This window comes from Fulvimarina endophytica (assembly GCF_003403015.1).
GTDB classification, from domain to species: domain Bacteria; phylum Pseudomonadota; class Alphaproteobacteria; order Rhizobiales; family Rhizobiaceae; genus Fulvimarina; species Fulvimarina endophytica.
The window spans coordinates 632,828-657,140 of the sequence record NZ_QURL01000002.1; the positions used below are offsets into that span (position 1 = coordinate 632,828).

The following is a 24,313-nucleotide window of genomic DNA, read 5'->3' on the forward strand; positions in this document are numbered from 1 at the left end:
CTCAGATCTCGTCGAATTCGGACAGGGCTTCCACCGTCGCGGGAAGGTCGCTCAGGCGGTTGATGACGGTCGTCGCGCCCGCTTCCGCCAGGGCTTCGGCATGGCCCGGATAGCTGTGGCTCGCCCCCGTGAAGCCGACGACGCGGCAGCCGGCGGCGCTCGCCGCCGCAACGCCGTGAACCGAGTCCTCCACGACGAAGGTCTCCGATGGTGAGACGCCGAAGGTCTTGCAGGCATGGAGGAAGACGTCTGGCGCTGGCTTGCCCTTCTTGGTGCCGACCTCGCCCGCCGAAAAGACGTGGGGCGTGAAATAGTCCCACAGGCCCACATGATCGAGTTCGAGCTCGAGCCGCTTCGACGACGAGTTCGAGCAGATGCAGTAGGGAACGCCGCGCGCCGCGAAGGCTTCGACCGCCTCGCGCACGCCGGGCAGTTCCTCGACCTCCTCGGCGAGCCTCCGGTCGACCTCCGCGTCCGAGCGGTCGATGAGGCTCGCGGAGATCGGCTGGCCTGATTCCTCGCTGATGCGTTCGAGGATCATCGGAAAGGTGAGGCCGGCGAACCGGCTTGCCAGGTCCTCCGCACTCATCTCGATCCCGTATTCGGCGATCAGCTTGGCCTGCACGTCGGCGGCGATGATCTCGCTGTCGACGAGGACGCCGTCGCAATCGAAGATCATCAGCTTGGGCATGGACATGGGCTCGGCTCCCCGGATCAAGGTTCGGCAGTGCCGCGCTTAGACGGCGGCGGGCTTTCGCGCTGCGGTACCATGCGAGGACCCGTGCGGCAAAGCGCGGAAGGCAGGGCGACGCCGGATAATTTATCGGCCGCTTTCACCTCCTGTTTACCCTGTTCGGTAACCCTGTTCGCCGAAAGACCTGTTGAAAACTCCCAGTCAAGCGGCGGTGTTGAGTATGAAGCGTAGCGGACCCGTTCTCGTCCATAATCGGGACTCTGACGAAGCCGGATGGCGCAACCGGATCCTCCAGGGCCATTGCGTGAGCCAGATGGAACGGCTGCCGGCGGGCTCGGTGGACGCGATCTTCGCCGACCCGCCCTACAATCTGCAGCTCGGCGGCGACCTGATGCGTCCGGACCATTCCAAGGTTGACGCGGTGGATGATGCCTGGGACCAGTTCGAGAGCTTTCAGGCCTATGACGCGTTCACGCGGGCCTGGCTCACGGCGGCGCGGCGCGTGCTGAAGCCGAACGGCACGATCTGGGTGATCGGCTCCTATCACAACATCTTCCGCGTCGGCGCGAGCCTTCAGGATCTCGGCTACTGGATTCTCAACGACATCGTCTGGCGCAAGACGAACCCGATGCCGAACTTCCGCGGCAAGCGCTTCCAGAACGCCCACGAGACCCTGATCTGGGCTTCGCGCGATCAGGACGCCAAGAGCTACACCTTCAACTACGATGCCCTGAAGGCGTCCAATGACGACGTGCAGATGCGCTCCGACTGGCTGTTCCCGATCTGCTCGGGCGGCGAGCGGCTGAAGGACGAGGACGGCATCAAGGCCCATCCGACCCAGAAGCCGGAAGCGCTGCTCGCCCGCATCATTCTCGCCTCGACCAAGCCCGGCGACGTGGTGCTCGATCCCTTCTTCGGCACCGGCACCACCGGCGCCGTCGCCAAGCGCCTCGGCCGCGACTTCGTCGGCATCGAGCGCGAGGACGATTACGTGCGCATCGCCCAGGAACGCATCGATGCGATCGAGCCGCTTGCCGGAGACGACCTGAAGATGGCGGGCGGCAAGCGCGCCGAACCGCGTGTGCCCTTCGCGAGCCTCGTCGAGGCGGGTCTCGTCGCCCCCGGCACCGAACTCACCGATTCCAAGCGCCGCTACCGGGCCCGGGTGAGGGCGGACGGCACGATCGCCGTCGGCGACGACGCCGCCTCGATCCACCGGATCGGTGCGCGGGTCCAGGGCCTCGATGCCTGCAATGGCTGGACCTTCTGGCATGTGAAGCAGGGCCAGAAGCTGATGCCGATCGACGAGCTGCGCCAGCTCGCCCGCCAGCGCATGAGCCTTGCCATCGGCGCCTGACACCGGCTCCCGCACGAGGGGGCACGCGGCCATCGCGGACCCTTCGAGCGCGACCACCCCCGCCGGGCAGCCGGCGGGTTCAACGCCCCGACCACCGTGCGGAGGTTCGCCTCGTCCGGCGTTCGAGGCGCGCCGGGCGCGTTGTCCCCGACCGGCCTGCGTCCTCGAAGACGGGCTCGTCCGACGTCCCATCCTCCGTCGTCGCCAAAACGGCTCGGGCTTCGCGCCCGGGCCGTTTCGCGTGCCGGGTTCCGCCAGCCTTTGCCGCTGTCCCGCCGCCTTCGCCGCTGGCCTCGGCGAGAGCCACCACCTTGCGCATGAGCGTCGAAAGGCCCTGCTCGTCCATGGCGTCGGGAAGGGCCCACCAGCCGTCCGTGGCTGGCGTCTCCTCGATCTTGGCATGGAAGACGTCGAGGATAAGCCTGAAATGGGTGAAGCCGTGCTCGATCTCACCGACAGGTCGCCAGGCAGCAGGGAAGGGCGCGCAGGCGGCGCCGGTGCCGCCGTCGCTTCGCGCGGACCAATCGGTGGACGGCGCCTCGCTCATGCCGCCGAGCATGCCCGATGCGGGCCGTCGTCGCAGCCAGATCGCGCCGTCGCGGCTGCGCCGTGCCACATAGGCCGCACCGCGCCGCGTGGGGACGGGTTTCTTTGCGGCCTTCACGGGATAGCGGGTTTGATCGCCGGCGCTCGCGGCCTCGCAGGCGTTTGTCAGTGGGCAGAGGAGGCAGGAGGGCGAGCGCGGCGTACAGATCGTGGCGCCGAGATCCATCATCGCCTGAGCGAAGTCGCCGGGCCTGCCTGCCGGCGTCATTTCCGCGACCCGTGTTCGGATCTCGCTCTTCGCCTTCGGAAGCGGCGTCGCGATGCGAAAGAGGCGCGTGACGACCCGTTCGATATTGCCGTCGACCACCGGCGCAGCCTCGTCGAAGGCGATGGCGGCGATCGCGGCCGAGGTATAATCACCGATGCCGGAAAGGGTCTTCAGTTCGGCCGCGGTGCCTGGAAAGCGTCCGCCGTGATCACCCGTGACGGCCCGGGCGCAGGCATGGAGATTGCGCGCCCGGCTATAGTAACCGAGCCCCGCCCACTGCGCCATGATCTCGCTCTCGTCGGCAGCGGCCAGCGCCTCGACGCCCGGCCAGCGATTGACGAAACGCTCGAAAAAGGGTTTCACCGCCGCGACGGTCGTCTGCTGCAGCATGATCTCCGACAGCCAGACGCGGTAGGGGTCCGGCCGCTCGCCCGCCTTGCGCGCGGAAGGTCCGATCCGCCAGGGAAGTTCGCGCGCATGCCTGTCGTACCAGGCCAGAAGGGCGTCGGAGATCGGTTCTGCGGTGGCCGTCATCGGGACGCTTTCGAGGATCGAAGATTTGCCGTTTGAAGATCGACCGAAAGACGGCCGGCGCAAGGGACCAGTGGCCGCTTTGTACCGGCTTTGCAATCCGCCCGCCGAGGGGATGGCCGAGCGAAATCCCAATGCGATCGCCCTCAGTTTCGCGCTCGTACCCATTGCGGGGTCGCTCGCCGGGTTCGTCTACGTTCTCCTCGTCTGCTGGGCCGCCATCTCGCTCGTGGTCGGCCGCCTGAAATGGCGCTCGTTCGGCGCGGCCGCGCCGATCCTGTGGAGCCACGTCGCCTTCTTCGCGGTGCTCTTCCTCGTCGACCTCATCAAGGCGGACCCTGTCGTCGCGCTGCGCGAGGCCGGTCTGCGCCTCTTCTTCCTGATGCCGCTGATCGCGGTGCACCGGGTTGCGATCTCCGATCCGAGGCGGGTCTTCGATGCGGTGTTCAAGGGCGCCGTGATCGGCGGGTTGCTGGTGCCGGTCGTCGCCTTCGGCCAGATGATCGTCACCGGTGAGCCGCGCGCGGCTGGCCTTGCAGGCAATGCCGGCCCGTTCTCGATCGTCTGCCTCCTGACGGCAGGCCTAGCGGCGCTCGCATTGGAGGGGCGGCGGACGCCGATCTTCAACGCGCTCGCATTGCTTGCCACCGCCGGGGCCTCGCTCGGCGTGGTTCTCAGCGGCATGCGCGGCGCCTGGCCCGCACTGTTCATCGTGCTTGCACTGGTTCTCTGGTTCCGGCGCGGCGAGATCGCGTCCAGCTGGCGCGGATCGAGCCTTCGGCGGCGTCTGATGGTCGCTCTCTCGGGGCTCGCGGTTCTCGCCGCCGTCGTCGTCACCGGCTATGGCGTCGCACTCGATCGCATAGCCCAGTTCGTGACCGATTTCCGGCAACTCGCAACGGATGCCGATATCGCCTCCTCGCTGAGCCTGCGGGCGGAAATGTATCAGGCGGGCGTCGAGGCCTATCTCGACGCGCCGCTGATTGGCGTCGGCAAACCGGGTCTCTGGGATGCCCTGAAGCCTCATCTCGGCGCGGCTTTCGACGGCAGCTACGGCTTCTCGCACCTTCACAACATCTTCCTGACGGTCGGCGTTCAGGCCGGTCTCCTCGGTCTTCTCGCCCTCGTCGCGATGCTCTCGGCTCCGATCCTCTGCGCCTATCGCACGCGCATGCGGCCCGCCGGGCGCGTGCGTCTCGCCGCAGCTCTCGTCCTGGTGATCGCCTATCTCGTCCCCGGCCTTACCAACATCATGTTCTTCCACGACATTCTCGATGCGGTCTGGGCGCTCTCGATCTGGACCATCGCGGGGACGATCATGTCCGAGGATCGTGATATCGGCGTCGATCCGCAAGAGGCGCGGGCATGATCGACAAGCGCGGCAAGCGACCGCCCGTCCGGTCGCTTTCGGACATCGCGGCACGGCTCGTCGATCCCGTTCTGCGCAAGAAGAGCGGCATGACGGCCGAACTCGCTGTCGCCTGGCCGCAGATCGTCGGCCCGCGCCTCGAAGGCCAGACGCGGCCGCTTGAATTCCGCTGGCCGCCGAGGCGCGGCGAGGACGATCCGTTCGAGCCGGCGACGCTCGTCATCGGCGCCGAGCCGGTGGCCGCGCTTCGCCTGCAGCATCAGACCTCCGAACTCATCCAGCGCATCAACCGGCTCTACGGCTTTCCGGCGGTCGCCCGGATCAAGATCACTCAGATGCCGGTCATGGAGACCGGGCGCAGCAACAAGCCGCCCGCGCGGCCCTTGAACGCTGCTGACCGGGAGCGGATCGAGGCGATGGTCGGCCATATCGAGGACGAGGCGTTGAAGGCGCGCCTCAAGGCGTTCGCCGAGGCCACGTTGTCGCGGGCGGACAGGAAGCGCGACTGAGTTCGCCTCGGCCCGTGCCGCACATGACGCAATTGTAAGGTCGCCGGGATATCGCCCCCGGTAGGAAACCCGGCGATTGTCCGGTAGAACTCGCCTCAACCCATGTTTCTCAGACGGAGGTCCCGAACCCGTGGTCCGTAACATTCGCTCTTCTGCCCGCCTCGCGGCCATCGCCCTTGCCGGCGCCAGCATGCTGACGCTCGCCGCCTGCAACGACGAAAACAGCGCCGCCAACGCCATCGTGCAGCCGGATGCGGGGCAGGTCGATTCCTCGTCGAGCGGTTCGGCCGGGGCGTCCTCGTCGTCCTCCTCGTCTTCGGCGACCACCGACAATGCAGCCGGGGCGCAGAGCGCGCAGTCCGCCCCTGCCGATGCAGGCACCGCGCCGGCCCTCACGCCTGCAGCCGAGCCGCCGGAGTCCTCGGGCAGCGTCAACGTCGCCGATCTGATGGCCGAGCAGCCGCTGCCGGACGTCGTGCAGGGCGACCCGAACGCGCCGGTGACGATCGTCGAATACGCCTCCATGACCTGCGGCCACTGCGCCGACTTCCACGAGAACAGCTATCCGGCGATCAAGAAGGCCTACGTGGATACCGGCAAGGCCAAGCTGATCCTGCGCGAATTCCCGTTCGATCCGGTCTCGCTCGCCGCCTTCATGCTGGCCCGCTGCACCGGCGACGACGCCAAGCGCACCGCGATGGTGGATGTCCTGTTCGACCAGCAGAACACCTGGGCGCGGGCCGAAAGCCCTTCGGCGGAGCTTCTCAAGATCGCCCGCATGGCCGGCATGAGCCAGGACGAATTCGTCGCCTGCCTCGACAATCGCGAATTGCAGCAGCAGATCGTCGACGTCCAGAAGGCCGGCCAGAACGATTTCGGCGTCGATGCCACGCCGACCTTCTTCATCAACGGCACGAAATATGCCGGCTCCATGAGCCCGGAGAAGATGGCCGCCGCGATCGAGGCCGCTTCGCCCTCGAACTGATCTTCGCTGGCCGGGCGGTCGAACACCGCCCGGCCGGGTCCACCCATGAGAGCCCGGTTCTTTGCGAGCGCGGCGATGGAAGAATCCGTCGCCGCGCTCTTGGTGTTGCGGCGAGGGCGCGCTAAACGCTGAAACAGTTACGTTTCCGGAAGTCGCAAAACCTCGGTCCGATGCCTCAACGCATATTCCCTTTCCAACGCGGCGAAGCCGATCGGCCTGCCGATGCGGTCGAATCGCTCGGGCTGAAAGGCGCGGACCTCTCGCTTCTGGCCTCGCTGAACCTGCCGGTTCCCCCGGGCTTCACCATCTCGACCTATGCCTGGCGCGAGGCGAAGGGCGGCCGGGACGATCTGCCGGTCGGGCTGAGATCGGATCTGCGCGATCAGGTCGCGGCCCTCGAAGGTGTCACCGGTCGGCGGTTCGACGGAGACCGGCGCCCGCTTCTCCTCGCCGTACGCACGAGCGCCAAGACGGCGATGCCGGGCCTTGCCGAAAGCGTTCTCGATGTCGGCCTCAACGGCCGAACGGTCGAAATCCTCGCGGAAGAGCTCGACGACCCGACCTTCGCCTTCCGCAGCTATCGCCGGCTCATCGAGAGCTATGCCCAGCTCGTCTTCGATGCCGATCCCACCGATTTCGAGGAGATCGCCGACGAGGAGGCCGAGGAGAAGGGCTGGAGCGGCGAGCCGTCCCGCGCCGACGACTGGCGCGCGCTGATCGATCGCCTCATCGAATTCCTGTCCGAGGAACTCGGCGTCGTGATGCCGCAGACGCCCTTCGAGCAACTCGTCGAGGTCGTCGCCGCATCCTTCAAGAGCTGGCGCTCGGCGCCCGCCGTCGCCCATCGCACCCTGCGCGGCATTCCCGAGACGTCCGGGCTCGCGGTCACGGTCCATGCGATGATCTTCAACGAGCGCAACGCCCAGTCCGGGCGCGGTCGCGCCGTCTCGCGCGATCTTGCGACGGGCCGGCCCTGCCTTGCGGGCGAGTTTCTTCTGGGAGCAGGCGGGCGCGACCACCACGACCGCGCCCACGAGACCATCGATCTGGCGGAAGCCTTCCAGAGCGGCGCGAGCGCCTTTCCCGCCGATCTCGATCAGCTTCACGACCATGTGCGCACGGTCGAGACCTATCTCGGCGATCTCGCCGAGGTCGAGTTCATGGTGGGCGACGGTCAGCTCTTCCTGCTGCAGTCGCGCGTCGGCCGGCGTAATGCCGGGGAAGCGGTGCGCCTCGCGGTGGAGTTCACGCGTGACGGGCTGATCGATGAGGCCGAGGCGCTGCTGCGCATCGATGCGACCTCCCTCGACCAGCTGCTTCATCCCTCGATCGCGCGCGACGAGAGTTTCGACGTCATCGCCAAGGGCATGCCGGCCTCGCCGGGCGCTGCGACCGGAGAGATCGCCTTCACCTCCGAGCGGGCCCAGGCGAACGCCGCCGAGGGGCGCAAGACGATCCTCGTGCGCCACGAGACCTATCCCGAGGACATCCACGGCATGCATGTCTGCGAAGGCGTGCTGACGATCCGCGGCGGGACGACGAGCCATGCGGCCGTCGTTGCCCGCGGCATCGGCAAACCTTGCGTGACCGGAGCCGGAACGCTGCGGCTCGATGCCGAGAAGGGCCGGCTCCATGCCGGCAGGGTCGTTTTGAAGGAGGGCGATGCCATCACCATCGACGGATCGTCCGGCGAGGTGATCCAGGGCGTCGTGACCCTCGTGCGCCCCTCCCTCGACGGCGATTTCGCGACCTTGATGGAGTTCGCCGACCGGGCGCGGCACATGAAGGTGCGCACCAATGCCGAGACGCCCTCGGAGGCGCGCGCCGCGCGCGATTTCGGCGCCGAGGGCATCGGCCTGACGCGCACCGAGCACATGTTCTTCGAGGGCGACCGGGTCCGCGCCATGCGCGAGATGATCCTCGCCTCCGACGAGAAGGGCCGGCGCGCGGCCCTCGACAAGCTGCTGCCGATGCAGCGGGCCGATTTCGTCGAGCTGTTCGAGATCATGGCCGGACTTCCCGTCACCATCCGCCTTCTCGATCCGCCGCTGCACGAATTCCTGCCGCAGGCCGAGCATGATCTGGAGGAAACGGCCGAGTTTCTGGGGCTCGACATCGCGACCCTGCGCCAGCGCGTCGAGGCGCTGCAGGAGTTCAACCCGATGCTCGGCCATCGCGGATGCCGGCTCGCCATCTCCTATCCCGAGATCGTCGAGATCCAGTCGCGCGCGATCTTCGAAGCGGCCATCGAGGCCGGCCGGACGACGGGCAAGGCGGTGATCCCGGAGATCATGGTGCCGCTGGTCAGCCTTCGCCGGGAACTCGACTTCGTCAAGGCGCGCATCGAGGCCGTCGCGGCGGAGGTGACGAGGGAAAGCGATATCAGGATCGACTTCCTCATCGGCACGATGATCGAACTGCCGAGGGCGGCCGTGCGGGCGGACACGATCGCCGAGGCCGCCGACTTCTTCTCCTTCGGCACGAACGATCTCACCCAGACCGTCTTCGGTATTTCGCGGGACGATGCGGGCACGTTCCTGTCCACCTATGTGCGCGAGGGGATCATCGAGCGCGACCCGTTCCAGTCGGTCGACGTGGAGGGCGTGGGCGAACTGATCCAGATCGCGGTCGAGAAGGCGCGTCGCACGAAGCCCCATATCGAGCTGGGTGTCTGCGGCGAACAAGGCGGCGATCCGGCATCGATCGCCTTCTTCGCGGAAGCCGGCCTCGATTACGTGTCCTGCTCGCCCTTCCGCGTTCCGATCGCCCGTCTCGCAGCCGCCCAGGCCGCGATCCGCGAGGGCCGCATCCTGCGTGGCGGGCGTGCGCGGCGCTGATCGCTTGGCGCCGGACCTTGATTGGAGCCTCGGACCGGATTTGAGGATCGGGTCCGAGGCTCCGGTTTCTCCCTGACGCATCGGATGGTCCGAAAACCGGGTCGAGGTTTCGGTCCGATGCCGTCGCCCGGCTAGATCCCGTAATAGACGCTGATCGCAAGGCAGCTCGCGATGCCGACGATGATGTTCATTGGCGCGCCGATCCAGAAGAAGTCCAGGAACCGATAATTGCCGGCCGCATAGACGAGCGTGTTCGTCTGATAGCCGATGGGCGTCGCGAAGGATGCGGAGGCGCCGAACATCACCGCGACGACCAGCGCGCGCGGATCGATGCCGAGCGAGCCCGCGAGCGCGATCGTGACCGGCGTCAGGATGACGGCGACCGCGTTGTTCGTCACCATCTCCGTGAGAACCGAGGCGAGAAGATAGACGACGAGCAGCACGACGAAGGGGGATGCCGACGACAGGAGAGGCTGGACCGAGGAGACGATGAGGTCGACGCCCCCGGTGCGCGTCAGGCCTTCCCCGATCGACAGCATCGCGAAGATCAGGATCAGGAGATCGGCCCGGATCGAGCGCCAGGCTTCGTCCGCATCGATCACGCGCAGGAGGAGGAGCGCGGCGATCGCCACGAAAGCGAGGCCCTGAAGGGACGCGACGCCGAAGGCCGACAGCGCCACGACGAGAACGAGGGCGGTGATCGCGAAGGGCGCCTTGCGACGGCGGAAGGGGCGCGCCTGGGGCGTGTCGATCTCGATGAGGTCGTTGGTCTCGGCGAGCCGGGATATCGCTTCGGGCGTGCCTTCCATCAACAACCTGTCGGCGGGCCGCAGCTTCGTCTTCAGAAGCGAGGGGCCGGGGGTGTGGCGGTGCCGCCTGACGCCGAGAACGGCGACGCCCGATCCCGAATAGCCGATGAGATCGTCGACCGAGCGGCCGACACCGCGCCGATGCGGTGCGGCCGTCGCCTCGACGACCACCGCGTCCGGGGATTTCTGGGACCGGTTGAAGCGGCCGACGCGATAGTCGTCGCCATCATTCAGTGTCAGGAGTTCCTCGGCTGAGGCAAAGAGGACCAGCCGGTCGCCCTTCTCGATCGTCACCTGATCGAGATCGCGGCGGAGGGTCTCGTTGCTCCTCTTGATCGCGACCACGCGGATGCCGCGCTGTGAAAGGCCGGCATCCTCCCCGATCGTCCGGCCGACCGAAGGGGCGCCGTCGCGCACGATGATTTCCGTAAGGTACTTGTCACTCGGCTCGTCGACGGCTTCGTCGGCGCTCTTGCGGTTGGGCAGGAGAAGCGGGCCGACCACCATGAGGTAGACGAGGCCGACTGCGGCCGAGAAGAGGCCGACCGGTGTGATCTCGAAGATCGAGAAAGGCTCGAGCCCCTGCGAACGGGCGACGCCGTCGACGAGAAGATTCGTCGAAGTGCCGATCAGCGTACAGGTGCCGCCGAGGATCGTGACGAAGGACAGGGGGATCAGAAGACGGGTCGACGCCACGTCGATCTTCTTGGCGATCTCGATCAGGATCGGGATCATTATGATCACGACGGGCGTGTTGTTGACGAAGGCCGATGCCAGCATGCAGCCGATCGTCAGGATCGCGAGCGTCGTGATGGGGCGCTCTCCCGAGCGCGCGATGAACCAGCTTGCAGCCGCTTCCAGTGTTCCGGTGCGCACGAGCGCGCCGGACAGCACGAACATGGCGGCGATCGTGATCGGCGCGGGGTTCGAGAAGGCGGCTGTCAGGTCCTCTGCGTCCAGATAGCCGAGCACCAGAAAGGAGACCGCACCGGCGACTGCGATGACCTCGGGCGGATAGCGTTCGAGCGCGAAGCCTATGAAGACGAAAAGGACGATCGCGAGACCGATATAGGCCGAGTAGTCCGTGAGGAAGTCCGTCATCATCCTGACCCGAGATGCCGGGCGATGCCGGCCTGACCGAAGGCGTTGGAACTCCGGATCCCGACCCTATGCGGGGCCGATGCCTCGTTCCATTGTTTTGTATGGGTAGGCTCGACCCCAGTTCCGTGCCCCGCCTTCCTCGCGCGGAACGAAAAATCCCCGGCGCGGAAACGGTCCGAACCGGGGTCTTCGTGTCTCACGGAGCCCTGACGGGACTTGCGAGGATGGTCTGCGGGACTGTCATCCTGACGCGGGGTCCGATGCGGTATGGGCCGGCGAACACGATTTCGGGATCGAGGTCGCCGGCGCCACGCGGCCGTTGGGGAGCGGCCGAAAAGACCGCCTCAGACGGCGGCTTCGTTGATCCCGCCGGTCGCGAGCTTGGTCATGGTCCGGTCTCCGCCGGCCGTCTCGTCGAGGCAGGTCTGAAGCTTCTTCGCTTCCTCCGGAAGGTCGAGGCGCGTGGCGAAGGCGACGAGGCAGCCATAGCCCGCGATCGCGTAATGGGCCATGCGCTGGTACTGGGTGATGATCATCGCGTCGCGCGCGTCGGGATCGGTGATGTCCTCCTCGATTGCGTGGGCCTTGGCCTCCTTCACCAGACCCTCCATGCCCTTGCAGAACTCGCCGGTCGGGTCGGCGCCGTGGCCCTTGATGATCTCGGCCAGCATCTTTTTGCCTTCCTCGATCCCTTCGACGCCTGCCTTGAGTGCGTTCTTGAGGTCCGACGAATGCGCGACGTTCATGAGTTCGCGGGTGACTTTTTCCGACTGATTGCAGGCGCTGTAGATGTCCTGCGCCTGATCGATGTAGATGTCCTTGAGATTGCTGATCGCCATCTGGGTCTCCTGCTGGTTTCGTGTCGTCCTGTCTGTAGCGCGGCGCGGTGGATTTCGTTCCAACCGTGCGTAGCGCCGATCTCTGCGAGAGATGAGAGGCGAAGGGCCCGCGTCAATCGTTCCAGGCGGCAGCCGGCGCGCTTTTCGGCGTCCATCCGGACAGCGTTCGCGGCGCGCTTTCCGGCCCGACCCCGACTATGTCCGTGGCGCGCTTTTTCGGCGCACCCGATGATGACAACCCGGTCGCTGCGCCCAATTTCCCGGTCAAACCCCGCACGAGCGGGCTGCGTGCACTCGTCTCATGGCGAGGCCGGAGACTTCCAAGTTAGAGAGGCGGGCATGGATACCGTTTCGCGCCAGAGCTTTCACTTCCGGCTTCCCGATTATGTGACCACCATGCGCGAGAGCCAGCGCCTGCGTCTCGCGACGCTCGTGCGGCTGCGCTGGCTGTCCGTGGTGGGGCAGATCGCGACGGTCGTCTTCGTCGCCTGGGGCGTGTGGTGGCCAATTCCGGCCTGGTACTGCCTCGCGCTCATCGCCCTGTCCGTCGGCCTCAACATCTATCTGAGCACCCGGTTTCCGGCGAGCCACCGGCTGTCGACGGGAGCGGCCGCGGGTGTCCTGACCTTCGATATCCTGCAGCCGACGGGGCTGCTCTTCCTGACCGGCGGGCTCAACAACCCGTTCGCGATCTTTCTCATCGTGCCGACGCTGATCGCCTCGGCGACCCAGCCGCCGGCAACGACCTTCGGCCTCGGCCTTCTCGCCTCGCTCGCCGCGACTTTCCTCGCGGTCTTCCATCTTCCGCTCCCCTGGCCGGAGGGCGAGATGTTCCAGCTTCCGGCCGTCTATCTGGCGGGGCTCTGGTACGCGATCGTCGGAACGCTCTGCTTTTCGGCCGTCTACGTCTACCGGGTCGCGGCCGAGTCGCGCGCTCTGGCCGACGCACTGAGCGCGACCGAACTCGTGCTTCAGCGCGAACAGCACATCTCCGCGCTCGACGGCCTCGCTGCCGCCGCCGCCCATGAACTCGGAACGCCGCTCGCCACGATCGCCCTTGCCACCAAGGAGATGAGTCGGGCCGTCGGGAAGGACGATCCCCTGCGCGAGGATATCGATCTCCTTCTCGAACAGTCGGAGCGCTGCCGGGAAATCCTGCGCCGCCTTTCGACCCTGTCCTCGTCCTCCGAAAGCCATATGGCCAAGCTGCCTCTGCTCTCCCTGATCGAACAGGTGGCGGAACCGCATCGCGAATTCGGGGTGGACCTCCATGTGGAAACCCGAGGGGAGGGCGCCGAACCGGTCACGCGCCGCAATGCCGGCGTCCTCTACGGGCTCGGCAACATCGTCGAGAATGCCGTCGATTTCGCCGCCGGCAATGTGGTGATCGAGGTGTTCTGGAATGCGGACCGCGTGAAGGTGACGGTCCGCGACGACGGTCCGGGCTTCAACCCGGATGTCCTCGACAGGATCGGGGACCCCTATATGAGCGAACGTTTCAACGGCGACCGGCGTGCCGGAGGCGGGCTCGGCCTCGGCGTGTTCATCGCCAAGACGCTGCTGGAGCGTTCCGGGGCGGTGGTGACCTTCGAGAACACGCGCGAACGCGGCAAAGCGGGTGCGGTCGTCTCGGTGGAATGGAACCGTGAGGTGCTGGAGACCGGGACCTCGCTCGCACGCTCGGTCGAGGCCGACTGACGCAGGCGCGCCGAAGGGTCTGCGCAGGCTCGAACACCCCGGACGATGGTGTCTTGCGACGCTTGGCCGCAAGTTCGATGCCCCTTCCATGCATCCCTCGCACGCCTTCGTTCGTTGCTACTCACCGATACCATGACCATCTTACGGTCAGGCGCGAACCCATGGCGAAACGCGATCGGCCCGGCCGGCATCCGCGAAGGGTGCGGCCGAGGCGGGCGCGTTGCGCCGGCTCGCGGCGCACATCCGAACCAGGAGACTGAAATGCTCGATACCGTTCAAGCTGATGCTCGTGCCTTCGGGTTGGAGACCGCGGACAAATCGCTTCTTATCGTCGACGACGACCGGCCGTTCCTCCAGCGCCTCGGGCGAGCGCTCGAGCAGCGCGGCTTCGACGTGACGACGGCGGAGAGCGTCAGCGAGGGCATGACGGCCGTCAAGCGCTCCGCGCCGGCCTTTGCCATCGTCGATATGCGGCTCGGCGACGGCAACGGCCTCGACGTCGTCCAGGCGTTGCGCGACGCGCGCGACGATGCCCGGGCGGTGGTCCTCACGGGCTACGGCAACATCGCCACCGCCGTTACGGCGGTGAAGCTCGGCGCGATGGACTATATCGCCAAGCCCGCCGATGCCGACGAGGTGATCGCGGCCCTGACGCGCAATCCCGACGAGCGTCCCGAACCGCCGGAAAACCCGATGTCCGCCGACCGCGTGCGTTGGGAGCATATCCAGCGGATCTACGAGTTGTGCGATCGCAACGTCTCGGAGACGGCGCGCAGGCTCTCCATGCACCGGCGGACATTGCAGCGCATCCTGGCGAAGCGGGCGCCGCGCTGAACGCGGGGGCTCACTAGCTTTCGTCCCTGCGAGGTCGTCAGTCCGTCATGAACGGATTGGCGGCCCATTCGGCCTGAAGCAGCCGGTCGGCCGAGAGGCGTGCGAAGCGCAACGTCATCGCCTTGCGCGTGGCCGCGCTCATCTTTTCGACCGGCGCCTCCCGCAGGATCTCCGCCGTATAGCCGTCCGAGACGATGAGCCCCTGGTCGTCTGGAAAGATGTCGGCGGGGACCCCCGGATGGGTCGCGAAGAAGAGCCGGTCGCAGTGCTGGAGATAGTCCGGCCATTTGCGATCGACCCGGAAGTCCTCGATGGACGTCTTGATCTCGACAATCGAGATTTCTCCCTTGTCCGACATGCAGACGAGATCGGCCCTGCGTCCCGACTGCAACGGCATTTCCGGCAGGAGAGACACGCGATGGGCGATCATGAGGCGCTGAACGCCGCGCCGGACCATCATCGCGCGGTCGGACTGGCGACCGTCGACAAGCGGTGCGTTCGGGAAAGGGGAGACGAGAGGCATCGGGCGATTCTTCGCCGAAAACGCCGCCGCAGGCAAGACAAAACAGGAACGCGACACGATGTCCCGCCGCTGCGGGATGTTTCTTAGTTCGAGACGATGGGCTCGTTGCCGATTTCTTCGAGGATCGGGCAGTCCGGGTCGAGATCCCCGTGGCACCGTTCCGTCAGGCTCCAGAGGGCGCTCTTCAGGGTCTGAAGCTCGGCGATCTTGCGATCGATCTCCTCGACCCGCCTCCGTGCCAGCTGCTTGACGTCCTGCGAATGTCGGTTCTTGTCCGCGTAGAGGGACAACAGGCGGCGCGTGTCCTCGATCGAGAAACCGAGCGAGCGCGAGCGTTGCAGGAAGCGGAGCACATAGACGTCGCGATCGTGATAGTCTCGATAGCCGTTGCTGGCCCGTGCCGGCTTCAGAAGTCCGATTTCCTCGTAATATCGGATCGTCTTCGGGGGCAGACCGGATAGCTTTGCGGCTTCTCCGATGTTCATGGCTTGCCTCGTGCACCTCGTCGCGGTCGGATGGGGCTCCGCCTTCAAGCAGATGTCGCTGAGGTGCACCGGGTCAACTGTGTTGGGGGGGCAACAAGGAATTCTTAAGCATGGTCTGCCACATTGTGGCCGTTGCTTAACGCCTATGCCGTGCTAATCCGAATGACGACGGCTGGCTTGGACTGCCTCGCCAACACGCCGACGATCGGACGCATTTTTGAGCCGCGGGCGGCGGCCATTGGTCTCTCGACTGGACGAAGATGATGAGAATGAACACGCTTTTCAAAGCCGGCTTCCTCCTTGCGACGGCGGGCTTTCTCCAGGCTTGCTCGACGGGCCCGTCCTCTCGGGTCAGCTCGATTCCGCCGATGAGCCCGGCCATGGCCGCGGCCTATGCGGGGCCGGCTCCGATGGCCTCCGGCAGCGTCGCGGCCGTGTCCAATCCCGATTATGCGGCGGTCGTCGACGACGGATTCGCTCTGCCCGCGATTCCTTCCGAGAAACTCGATCCGCAGTATCTTCGCCAGGAAGTGTCCTTCCCCGAGGGCCTGAAATACGAGGTCGGCACGGTCGTCGTCGATACGCCGAACCGCTTCCTCTACCTCGTCCAGCCCAACGGCATGGCCATGCGCTACGGGATCGGTGTCGGCCGCGCGGGCTTCTCCTGGGCCGGCGATGCCTATGTGAACTCCAAACAGCACTGGCCGAAGTGGCATCCTCCGGGCGAGATGATCGATCGCAAGCCCGAGCTCGAGGAATACCGCAATGGCGGCATGGAGCCCGGTCTCACCAATCCGCTCGGCGCTCGCGCCCTCTATCTCTTCCAGAACGGCCGCGACACCCTGTTCCGCATCCATGGAACGCCGGAGTGGTGGACGATCGGGACCGCCGCGTCTTCGGGCTGCATCCGCATGATGAACCAGGACGTGATCGATCTCTACGAGCGTGTTCCGCGCAGTGCGAAGGTCGTCGTGCGTCAGGGCTCGGAGCGTCTCGCCCAGCGCTGATCGACGTCGCCGCGCCAGCGTCCGCATGGTCGGACGCCGTGCCGCGTGGTTCGAATCTGGAAGGCCGGATCTCGCGATGCGAGGCCGGCCTTCTTGCCGTTTCGCCCATGGAAAACGAAGCCGGACGGGCGATCGCTTGCTTTTTGCATGGATTCCGACGATTGAGGGGCAACCGCTCCCGCCGATAGCCTCGCGTCGTTCCGAACGTCCAAGAGTGGCGGGGATCCGGGCCGCCCGGCGCGGCCCGCTTTCATATGATAGGTCCTCTCGCAGCGGGAGGACGGCTGACAAGGAAATCGAATGGCCAAGGAAGAAGTTCTGGAGTTCCCCGGAGAGGTCGTCGAGCTTTTGCCGAACGCGACCTTCCGGGTGAAGCTGGAAAACGATCACGAGATCATCGCCCATACCGCCGGACGCATGCGCAAGAACCGCATCCGCGTTCTCACCGGCGACAAGGTGCTCGTAGAGATGACGCCCTATGACCTGACCAAGGGCCGCATCACCTACCGCTTCAAGTAAGCTCGAAGTCTCGCCGACCACTCTCTCGCAAACGAGCGTTTCGCCATGCTGATACTCGCATCCGCGTCGCCGCGCCGGCTCGCTCTGCTGCAGCAGGCTGGCATAGAGCCGGATGCCCTGATGCCGGCCGATCTTGACGAGACGCCGACACGCGGCGAACATCCGCGCGCGCTCGCCAAGCGCCTGTCGAGCGAGAAGGCGAGGGCGACGGCCCGGCGCGTGGCCGAGCTGGATTATGACGAGCCCTATGTGCTCGCCGCCGATACGGTGGTCTGCGTCGGCCGGGACATCCTGCCGAAGACGGAACTCGAGGAGGATGCCGAGGCCTGCCTGCGCATCCTGTCCGGGCGTGCGCACCGGGTCTATACCGGCGTCAGCCTCGTGACGCCTCGCGGCTCCCTGCGTCAGAAGCTGGTCGAGAGCCGGGTGCGTTTTAAGCGTCTCTCGCGTCTCGACATCTCGCGCTATCTGGCGTCCGGCGAATGGCGGGGAAAGGCCGGCGGCTACGCGATTCAGGGCCGGGCAGGGGCCTTCGTCGTGCGCCTCGTCGGCTCCTACACCAATGTTGTGGGCCTTCCGCTCTACGAGACGGTGAACCTCCTCGCGGGAGCTGGATACGACGTCGATTCAAGAAGCGGCCTCGCCGTTCCCGAAGAGGAGATGCAAGAGGATTTGGCGACGGAGACGGCCATCTTCGACGACGAGTCTGCCGACGAGACGCGAGCGTCCGGCAGGTAGGCCAGGCCTCGATGCCGACCTCGCTCCGCCGCAGGGGCACCAACGGGCGGGACATGCAATCGGGCTGAGGTTATGGGCCGCAGTTCGAGAGGAGATGAGCTGAGACCGATGCGCTCGATCTCCTGCGCTGTTCGTCGCAGAAATGTTTCGCGCGTTTTGGATATGCGACGGGCGCGTTCTCGGACCATATCGACCGATCCGACGTCATTCGGGCTTCAATGCCCTCCCATGCCGCCATTGCAGGATCGCTGCGCATGAACGCCGCCCGGAACGAAGACCGTGCGGCGCCGGGGCGGGCATCAGTCGAAGAGGCTCGAGACCGATTCTTCGGATGCGGTGCGCGCGATCGCCTCGCCGAGGAGGTTCGCGGTCGTCACGATGCGGATATTGTCCGTCTCACGGATCGCCTTGGTGGGCTCGATCGAGTCGGTGATCACCAGTTCCTGAAGATTGGAGGCTGCGATACGCGCGGCGGCACCGCCCGACAGGACGCCATGGGTGATGTAGGCCGATGCGCTGTTCGCGCCGTGATCGACGAGCGCGGCCGCCGCGTTGCAGAGCGTGCCGCCGGAATCGATGATGTCGTCGATGAGGATGCAGTTGCGCCCTTCCACATCGCCGATGATGTTCATCACTTCCGATTCGCCCGGTCGCTCACGGCGCTTGTCGACGATCGCGAGCTGGGCGTCGAGACGCTTGGCGAGCGCGCGGGCGCGCACCACGCCGCCCACGTCTGGGGAGACGACGGTGAGATTGGCGAGTTCCTGATGCTCCTTGATGTCCCGGGCAAAGAGCGGAATGGCGAAGAGATTGTCGGTCGGGATGTCGAAGAAGCCCTGGATCTGGCCTGCGTGCAGGTCGAGCGTCATCACGCGGTCGGCGCCGGCATGGGTAATGAGATTGGCGACGAGCTTGGCCGAGATCGGCGTTCGCCCGCCCGCCTTCCGGTCCTGCCGGGCATAGCCGAAATAGGGCAGCACCGCCGTGATGCGCCGCGCCGATGCGCGCCGCATCGCATCGGTCATGATCAGGAGTTCCATGAGATGGTCGTTCGCCGGATAGGCGGTCGACTGGACGAGGAAGACATCCGCGCCGCGAACGTTCTCCTGGATCTCGACGAAGATCTCCTGGTCGGCGAATCGGCGAACGAGCGCCTCGCCCATGGGCAGGTCGAGATATTTCGCTATCGCCTGCGTAAGCGAGCGATTGGAGTTGCCGCTGAAGATCTTCATCGCGTTCGTCCCTGTTCGGGCTGGTATACGGCGTTCGTCGAGCGCGAGGCGCGGTCGATCCTTGAAACGCTGGCTCATCGTCCCGGCGCTTTAGCAGCCTTCCGGGAAACTTCAACCCGGCATGGAGGAACTCCGGCGCTCACCGGATCGCCGGGGGTGGAGGGACTATCAACCGGGGGTGGCCGGAAGCGTCCGGGCTTCCTGAAGGGTCTTGCGGGCGACCGCGTCGAGAACGGCGCGGTCGACGCCTGCCCATGCACCGCCCTGCGTGGTCGCGAACCGCTCCTGACCCTGAATGCGGTGGATGCGCTCGTCATTCTCGTCGAGCACGTCCCAGATGTAGACGAGGACCGAATCGCCTCCGTCCTCGAAGGCATCGAAATAGCCCTTCAGCCGGGTCGGGGCTCGACCGTCGCTGGAGGGCCGGATCGTGATCTGAGAGCGCGCCGCCTCCTCGGAGAGGGCCTGGGCGAGGAGGTTCGCCTGTTCGTTGGGCGCGCCGACGAGGGGCAGGAACTGCACTTCGGATGTCGTTTGCGAAAGGGCGGCGGTCTGGACGGCCGGCTGGGCGGGGGCGCTCGATGCGGCCGGTGGCGCCGTATAATCCGGCTGGCTCGGGGGCTCGTAGCCTGCGTCCGGGGAGCCGCCCGCATCCTGCGCGGGCGCCGGCGGCGCGCTCTCGTAAGGCGCGTTCGCACTGGAGGCCTGGCTGGATGGCGGCGCAAGAAGGGGGGCGGACTGGATCGAGCGAGCCGGGGATGCGGCCGGCGGGGTCGGGGGGAGCCCCGCGACCTCTGTCGATGCCTGCTGCATGCCGCCGCCCTGCCACTGGCCTTGCGATTGCGGCTGGGGCTGCGGCTCGTAGCCGTCCGGCAGCCGCTCGATGGCCTGGGGCGGGTAGGGGGCGGCCAGGCCGCCATAGCCGCCGGAAACCTGGCTGGCGGTCGCGCTCGCCGTCACCGACGGCGAACCATAGACGCCGCCGCCGCTGCCCACGGATGCCGGCGGGATCGGGCCGACCCCGTCGAGGCCCATCGTCATGTCCGATCCCGTGCACCCGGCCAGCAGCCCCGGCGCGAGCGCGGCGCCCAGAAGGGCTGCCTTTCGCGATGTCGGTCGCAGTCGTGTCAAGCCGAGGCCTCTTCGGTATCTCTTTGGGCGCACGCTCGAACAGATCGATGCGCACCCTCCGTGAACCGTGGCGCAAAAAACTTGACGTCGGATGAAGGCGGCAGGATCCCGCCCTCTTGCAAAGGCTAGACAGGGTTAACGAAAGCTTGGCTTCCGGCGGATCGTCAGCCGCCGACGACTTCCAGATCGAGAGACAGCCGGGAGAAGGGTTCCGGCGCGCCATTGGTGGTGAGATAGGTGCGCCCGAGGGTCATTGCCGTGCCGCTCTCGGAATCCATGATGATCATATGGGCGAACAGCGTCATGTCCGGCTGGATTTCAGTCTGGTTGCCGGACATGAACATGGGCGCGTCCATCCAGGAGGGAGCATAGCGCGCGCCGAGGGAGTAGCCGCAGGCCGACAGCCGATGACGGGCGAGATCGTGCGCCTCCATGACCGCCGCATGGGCGTCGAAGACGTCGCCGAAGGTCTGGCCGGGCCGCATTGCCTTCTCCACGGCCTCGAGCGCCTCGACGGCGGCCGCATGCAGTTCGAGATGGCGTTCGCTCGGCTGGCCGAGAATGATCGTCCGCATCAGAGCCGCGTGATATTGCGCCTTCACGCCGGCCCATTCGACCGTAAGCTGGTCGCTTTCTTTCAGCCGGCTTCGGCCCGACTTGTAGCGGCAGAGAAGCGCGTCGTCGCCCGAGCCGAGGATGAAGGGATTGGCCGGATAGTCGCCGCCGTTCTTCAGCACGCTGCCCTGAAGGGTGGCGAGAAGTTCGGCCTCGTCGGCACCGGGGCGCACCAGCGGCAGCATCTCCCGGTAGGCGTCGTCGGCAAGGCGGGCGGCCTCGCGGATCTGGGTGATCTCTGCGGGCGACTTCACGGCGCGCAGCATCGAGACCAGAAGGGACGCGTCCTTCAGGGAGGCGAACGAGCCGAGCCGCTCCTCCACCATCTTTCCGTTGGCGGCGGTCAGGCCATGGGTCTGCCACTCGACGCCGATCTTCGCGCCGAGAAGATCCATGTCTTCCAGAAGATCCCGCAGCTCGATGACCGGATCGGCCGAGCCGCGATCACGCCAGACGACGATGTTCTCGATGGTCGAAGTGTGCCGGGCCTGCCTCAGATCGGCCGAACGGGTGAGAAGGCGCATCTCGCCCTCGCCCGTGAAGACCAGACACTGGAAGAAGCAGAAGCCGAACGTATCGTAGCCCGTGAGCCAGTACATGGATTCCTGCGAGAACAGCATGAGGGCATCGAGCTTCTCCTCCTTCATGCGTTCGATCAGGCGCGCCTGACGGTTCTGGTACTCGTCCATGGAAAAATGCAGCATGAAGTTTCAGCCTCTGATCGCGATGGCCGAGAGCTGGCGCCCGTAATCGGCTTCACTGCGATGGGTTGTCCGGCGATACGAGTAGAACCGTTCGTCGCCATAGGTGCAAAGAGCGACGTCGTGCGCCGTAACGCCCGCCGCTGTCAGCCGGGACAGGATGAGCCCCGGCAGGTCGAACTGGAATTTTCCTTCAACGCGGCCGGCCTCGAAGAACCGGTCCCCATGCGGGCCGATGGCGGCGAGGATCTCGTCGCGCCGCTCGCCGCCGATCTCGTAACTGGCCTGGCTGATGGTCGGCCCGAGGACGGCGAGGATGCCGGCGCGGCGGGCGCCGAGGCTTTCCATCGCCTCGATGGTCGCCTCGATCACGCCGGTTACCGCGCCTTTCCAGCCCGAATGGGCCGCCCCGACCACGCCCGCCTCTTCGTCGGCAAAGAGGATCGGGCCGCAATCGGCGGTCACGATGCCGACCGCGAGACCGGGCTTGGCGGTCACGACCGCATCGGCCTTCGGCCGCTCCCCTTCGAACGGGCCGTCCGTCACGACCGCGACCGGCGAATGGACCTGCCATGGGGTCGCCAGACGATCCGCCGGAAGGCCGAGGACCTCGAGAGCCGACGTCCGGTTCCGGATCACGGTCTCCCGATCGTCGCCGGAGCCGAGCCCCGCATTCAGCGAGGCGTAGATCCCCGCCGAATGGCCGCCGTTCCGGGTGAAGAACCCGTGCGCGACGGCCTCGCCGAAGGCTCCGCTCCTGATCACGTCCATGTCGTTCAGCACTTCCGCGCCGCCTCGTGCCGTAAGTTCGATGGATGAAGAGTTAGGGTGATCGACAGGACGGGTGAAGTCAATCGCTCGTGACGGCGCCGAAAGGCGGTAGCGCGATCGGTCGCGAGGCGCATGCGAGAACCTTGAACAGCTCTCCCATATCCTCCTTGCCGCCACCGGCGAGACGCTGGACGCTTTGCCGAAGGCCGTTGCGGCCGGCCTCGTCGAGCGGGCCTCCGAGACTGCCTGCCCGTTCCAGAAGCCCCATGTCCAGAAGGAAGCGGCCCTGGGTGACGATCGGCGCGACTTCGAGACCCGTGGCGGAGAAACAGGCCGAGAGCCTCTCGAAGTCCACATGGCTCGTGAGATCCGCCTCGCCGGGCGCCTCGAGCACCGGCACGTAACGGTGATTTGCGATCGCCTGAAGGCTGTCGCCGAGCGCCGAGCGAGCGTGACCATAATCGATGAAGAGGCCCGCGCCCCCGTGGGCGACGAGGCGGCGACCGATCTCGGCGGCGAGATTGTCGCGTGCCGGCGAGACTTCCGCGATCGTACCGGGGCGCAGGGACTGCGGCGGGACCGAAGCCATCCAGCCGGGGAGGGCGCCGAGTTCCGGGCCATGGCCGAAGGCGAGACGCCCCTCGGCATCGACCTCGACCACGCGCTCGTGCCAGCGGCCCTCGTGAACCACGGCCTGCCGGATGGCGAGCGCATCGAACAGCTCGTTGCCGACGAGGATCGTCGGCAGGTCCTCGAGTTCGCCGATATGCCTGACGCGACGGATCGGCAGGTCGAAGGGTTCGAGCTTCGTCGCCTGGACGGCCGCGAGACGCTCGCTCACCTCCACGAGCCGGATGCGGGCGGCCGAAAGGCAGGCGGGCGCCGCCTGGCGCAGGGTGCGCAGGATATCCGCCATCAGCGTGCCGCGACCGGGACCGATCTCGGCGAGAAGGAACGGCGATGGTCGCCCGAGGGCGGTCCAGGCGCCCGCGATCCACGCGCCGATCAGTTCGCCGAACATCTGGCTGATCTCGGGCGCCGTCGTGAAATCGCCGGCCCGGCCGAACGGCTCGCGCGAGACGTAGTAGCCGTGCTCGCGATCGTAGAGCGCGATGGTCCAGAACCGCTCGACGGATATCGGCCCGCGAGCCGCGATCTCCCGGGCGATCTGCGCTTCGAGCGGAGAGGTCACGCGGTCTTCGCGTCCTCTTCCGCCTTGGCGCGCTTTGCGATGATGCGCGGATCGCTCGCATGGGAATGGTATCTGGCAAAGCCCATGCCCCACAGTCCGACGATCAGCATGGGGATCGACAGGACCATGCCCATGGTGAGCCAGCCGCCATAGAGATAGCCGAGCTGGACGTCGGGCATGCGGAAGAACTCCACGAAGATGCGCGCGGCGCCATAGCCGAAGAGGAAAAGGCCGCCGACGAAGCGCGGGCGCTTGAACATGCCGAAGCGATGGGTGGCGATGCGCAGGATGATGAAGAGGAGGATGCCTTCGAGCGCCGCCTCGTAGAGCTGGCTCGGATGGCGCGGGTCGGGACCGGCGCCCGGAAAGACCATGGCCCAGGGCACGTCGGTCGGAGCGCCCCAGAGCTCGGCATTGATGAAGTTGGCGATGCGTCCGAAGAACAGGCCGAAGGGAACGCAGGCCGAGGCGATGTCGAGCATGCTCCAGACCGGCACCTTGTACATGCGGCAGAAGATGAAGATCGCGACGACCACGCCGATCAGTCCGCCATGGAAGGACATTCCGCCTTCCCAGACCCGGAAGATCGCCAGCGGATCGGCGAGATAGCGGTCGAAATCGTAGAAGAGGACCGATCCAAGCCGTCCGCCGAGCACGATGCCGAGGGTGATGTAGAGAACGAAGTCGTCCGCTTCCGTCTTCGTCAGCGGCGAGACGCGATCGGGCCACAGATTGGGATTGCCCGCGATGCTGCGGCCGTAGAGCCATCCGCACAGAATGCCCGCGACATAAGCGAGGCCGTACCATCTGAGCTGGAGAAATCCGAGATCGAGAAAGACCGGATCGATGTTCGGGTAGGCGAGTACGCCGAAGGTGGAGAAGGTGATCATGGGTTGGTCCAGGTTCCAGACATCGCGCGGCGCCTGCGAGACCCACCGAGCGTTCGTCAGGGGTTTGGCCGGGGCATGCGGCAGGGTCAAGGCCGTCGCCGCCGCGCGGCGGGACCGGGGGCGCGAAACCAC

Annotated in this window: 21 protein-coding genes and 1 pseudogene; 10 read left to right on the plus strand and 12 right to left on the minus strand. The window is 66.4% G+C overall.

Annotated features, from left to right (window positions below; translation table 11 throughout):
* Position 1 precedes the first annotated feature (1 nt).
* The gene (locus DYI37_RS06340; RefSeq protein ID WP_116682328.1) at positions 2 to 697 is read right to left on the minus strand and encodes an HAD family hydrolase; all 696 of its coding nucleotides are present in this window, start codon (positions 695 to 697) and stop codon (positions 2 to 4) included.
* A gap of 217 nt (positions 698 to 914) precedes the next feature.
* Here DYI37_RS06340 and DYI37_RS06345 point away from each other — a divergent pair, with 217 nt between their 5' ends.
* Complete coding sequence (locus DYI37_RS06345) at positions 915 to 2,051, plus strand: site-specific DNA-methyltransferase (protein WP_116682329.1); 1,137 nt, start codon at positions 915 to 917, stop codon at positions 2,049 to 2,051.
* A gap of 295 nt (positions 2,052 to 2,346) precedes the next feature.
* Here the strand turns inward: DYI37_RS06345 and mutY are convergent.
* Positions 2,347 to 3,399, minus strand: a pseudogene (gene mutY, locus DYI37_RS06350) (A/G-specific adenine glycosylase); the annotation flags it as partial.
* A 112-nt stretch (positions 3,400 to 3,511) separates the two neighbouring features.
* Here mutY and DYI37_RS06355 point away from each other — a divergent pair.
* From DYI37_RS06355 to ppdK, 4 genes are all read left to right on the plus strand, one after another.
* On the plus strand, positions 3,512 to 4,765 hold the full coding sequence (locus DYI37_RS06355) for an O-antigen ligase family protein (RefSeq protein ID WP_147307889.1): 1,254 nt from the start codon (positions 3,512 to 3,514) through the stop codon (positions 4,763 to 4,765).
* Entirely contained in the window at positions 4,762 to 5,274 is a 513-nt protein-coding gene (locus DYI37_RS06360; protein WP_116682332.1) for a DUF721 domain-containing protein, read from the plus strand. The genes DYI37_RS06355 and DYI37_RS06360 overlap by 4 nt, the downstream gene beginning before the upstream one ends.
* A gap of 130 nt (positions 5,275 to 5,404) precedes the next feature.
* Positions 5,405 to 6,259: a DsbA family protein gene (locus tag DYI37_RS06365; protein ID WP_245413796.1), complete on the plus strand. Its 855-nt coding sequence runs from the start codon at positions 5,405 to 5,407 to the stop codon at positions 6,257 to 6,259.
* A gap of 170 nt (positions 6,260 to 6,429) precedes the next feature.
* Positions 6,430 to 9,096 carry a pyruvate, phosphate dikinase gene (gene ppdK / locus DYI37_RS06370; protein WP_116682333.1) on the plus strand — a complete coding sequence of 889 codons (2,667 nt, stop codon included), beginning with the start codon at positions 6,430 to 6,432 and terminating at the stop codon, positions 9,094 to 9,096.
* 131 nt (positions 9,097 to 9,227) lie between these two features.
* Here the strand turns inward: ppdK and DYI37_RS06375 are convergent, their stop codons facing one another.
* Both DYI37_RS06375 and DYI37_RS06380 read right to left on the minus strand, forming a co-directional pair.
* On the minus strand, positions 9,228 to 11,006 hold the full coding sequence (locus tag DYI37_RS06375) for an SLC13 family permease (RefSeq protein WP_116682334.1): 1,779 nt from the start codon (positions 11,004 to 11,006) through the stop codon (positions 9,228 to 9,230).
* Between the two features lie 344 nt (positions 11,007 to 11,350).
* On the minus strand, positions 11,351 to 11,845 hold the full coding sequence (locus DYI37_RS06380) for a DUF892 family protein (protein WP_116682335.1): 495 nt from the start codon (positions 11,843 to 11,845) through the stop codon (positions 11,351 to 11,353).
* A gap of 339 nt (positions 11,846 to 12,184) precedes the next feature.
* Between DYI37_RS06380 and DYI37_RS06385 the strand changes: the two genes are divergently transcribed.
* Together DYI37_RS06385 and DYI37_RS06390 are read left to right on the plus strand one after the other, a co-directional pair.
* A complete protein-coding gene (locus DYI37_RS06385; protein WP_116682336.1) occupies positions 12,185 to 13,543 on the plus strand; it encodes an ActS/PrrB/RegB family redox-sensitive histidine kinase in 1,359 nt (452 codons plus the stop codon).
* Between the two features lie 261 nt (positions 13,544 to 13,804).
* Complete coding sequence (locus DYI37_RS06390) at positions 13,805 to 14,377, plus strand: ActR/PrrA/RegA family redox response regulator transcription factor (protein WP_116682337.1); 573 nt, start codon at positions 13,805 to 13,807, stop codon at positions 14,375 to 14,377.
* Between the two features lie 37 nt (positions 14,378 to 14,414).
* Here DYI37_RS06390 and DYI37_RS06395 read toward each other — a convergent pair whose 3' ends face one another.
* A complete protein-coding gene (locus tag DYI37_RS06395; RefSeq protein WP_116682338.1) occupies positions 14,415 to 14,900 on the minus strand; it encodes an MmcB family DNA repair protein in 486 nt (161 codons plus the stop codon).
* A gap of 83 nt (positions 14,901 to 14,983) precedes the next feature.
* Complete coding sequence (gene cueR, locus DYI37_RS06400; protein ID WP_116682339.1) at positions 14,984 to 15,385, minus strand: Cu(I)-responsive transcriptional regulator; 402 nt, start codon at positions 15,383 to 15,385, stop codon at positions 14,984 to 14,986.
* Between the two features lie 263 nt (positions 15,386 to 15,648).
* Here cueR and DYI37_RS06405 point away from each other — a divergent pair, with 263 nt between their 5' ends.
* From DYI37_RS06405 to DYI37_RS06415, 3 genes are all read left to right on the plus strand, one after another.
* Entirely contained in the window at positions 15,649 to 16,392 is a 744-nt protein-coding gene (locus tag DYI37_RS06405; RefSeq protein ID WP_116682444.1) for a L,D-transpeptidase, read from the plus strand.
* Positions 16,393 to 16,692: 300 nt separating this feature from the next.
* On the plus strand, positions 16,693 to 16,911 hold the full coding sequence (infA, locus tag DYI37_RS06410; protein WP_116682340.1) for a translation initiation factor IF-1: 219 nt from the start codon (positions 16,693 to 16,695) through the stop codon (positions 16,909 to 16,911).
* Between the two features lie 45 nt (positions 16,912 to 16,956).
* Positions 16,957 to 17,649 carry a Maf-like protein gene (locus DYI37_RS06415; protein ID WP_116682341.1) on the plus strand — a complete coding sequence of 231 codons (693 nt, stop codon included), beginning with the start codon at positions 16,957 to 16,959 and terminating at the stop codon, positions 17,647 to 17,649.
* 299 nt (positions 17,650 to 17,948) lie between these two features.
* On the opposite strand, the gene DYI37_RS06420 is transcribed toward DYI37_RS06415, so the two are convergent.
* From DYI37_RS06420 to lgt, 6 genes are all read right to left on the minus strand, one after another.
* On the minus strand, positions 17,949 to 18,881 hold the full coding sequence (locus DYI37_RS06420) for a ribose-phosphate pyrophosphokinase (protein ID WP_116682342.1): 933 nt from the start codon (positions 18,879 to 18,881) through the stop codon (positions 17,949 to 17,951).
* 168 nt (positions 18,882 to 19,049) lie between these two features.
* Complete coding sequence (locus tag DYI37_RS06425; protein WP_147307890.1) at positions 19,050 to 20,012, minus strand: hypothetical protein; 963 nt, start codon at positions 20,010 to 20,012, stop codon at positions 19,050 to 19,052.
* A 164-nt stretch (positions 20,013 to 20,176) separates the two neighbouring features.
* On the minus strand, positions 20,177 to 21,331 hold the full coding sequence (locus tag DYI37_RS06430) for a M24 family metallopeptidase (protein ID WP_116682344.1): 1,155 nt from the start codon (positions 21,329 to 21,331) through the stop codon (positions 20,177 to 20,179).
* Between the two features lie 6 nt (positions 21,332 to 21,337).
* Positions 21,338 to 22,099 carry a peptidoglycan editing factor PgeF gene (pgeF, locus tag DYI37_RS06435; RefSeq protein WP_116682445.1) on the minus strand — a complete coding sequence of 254 codons (762 nt, stop codon included), beginning with the start codon at positions 22,097 to 22,099 and terminating at the stop codon, positions 21,338 to 21,340.
* A 79-nt stretch (positions 22,100 to 22,178) separates the two neighbouring features.
* A complete protein-coding gene (locus DYI37_RS06440) occupies positions 22,179 to 23,291 on the minus strand; it encodes a class I SAM-dependent methyltransferase (protein WP_116682345.1) in 1,113 nt (370 codons plus the stop codon).
* Complete coding sequence (lgt, locus tag DYI37_RS06445) at positions 23,288 to 24,181, minus strand: prolipoprotein diacylglyceryl transferase (RefSeq protein WP_116682446.1); 894 nt, start codon at positions 24,179 to 24,181, stop codon at positions 23,288 to 23,290. The genes DYI37_RS06440 and lgt overlap by 4 nt, the downstream gene beginning before the upstream one ends.
* Positions 24,182 to 24,313: the final 132 nt, after the last annotated feature.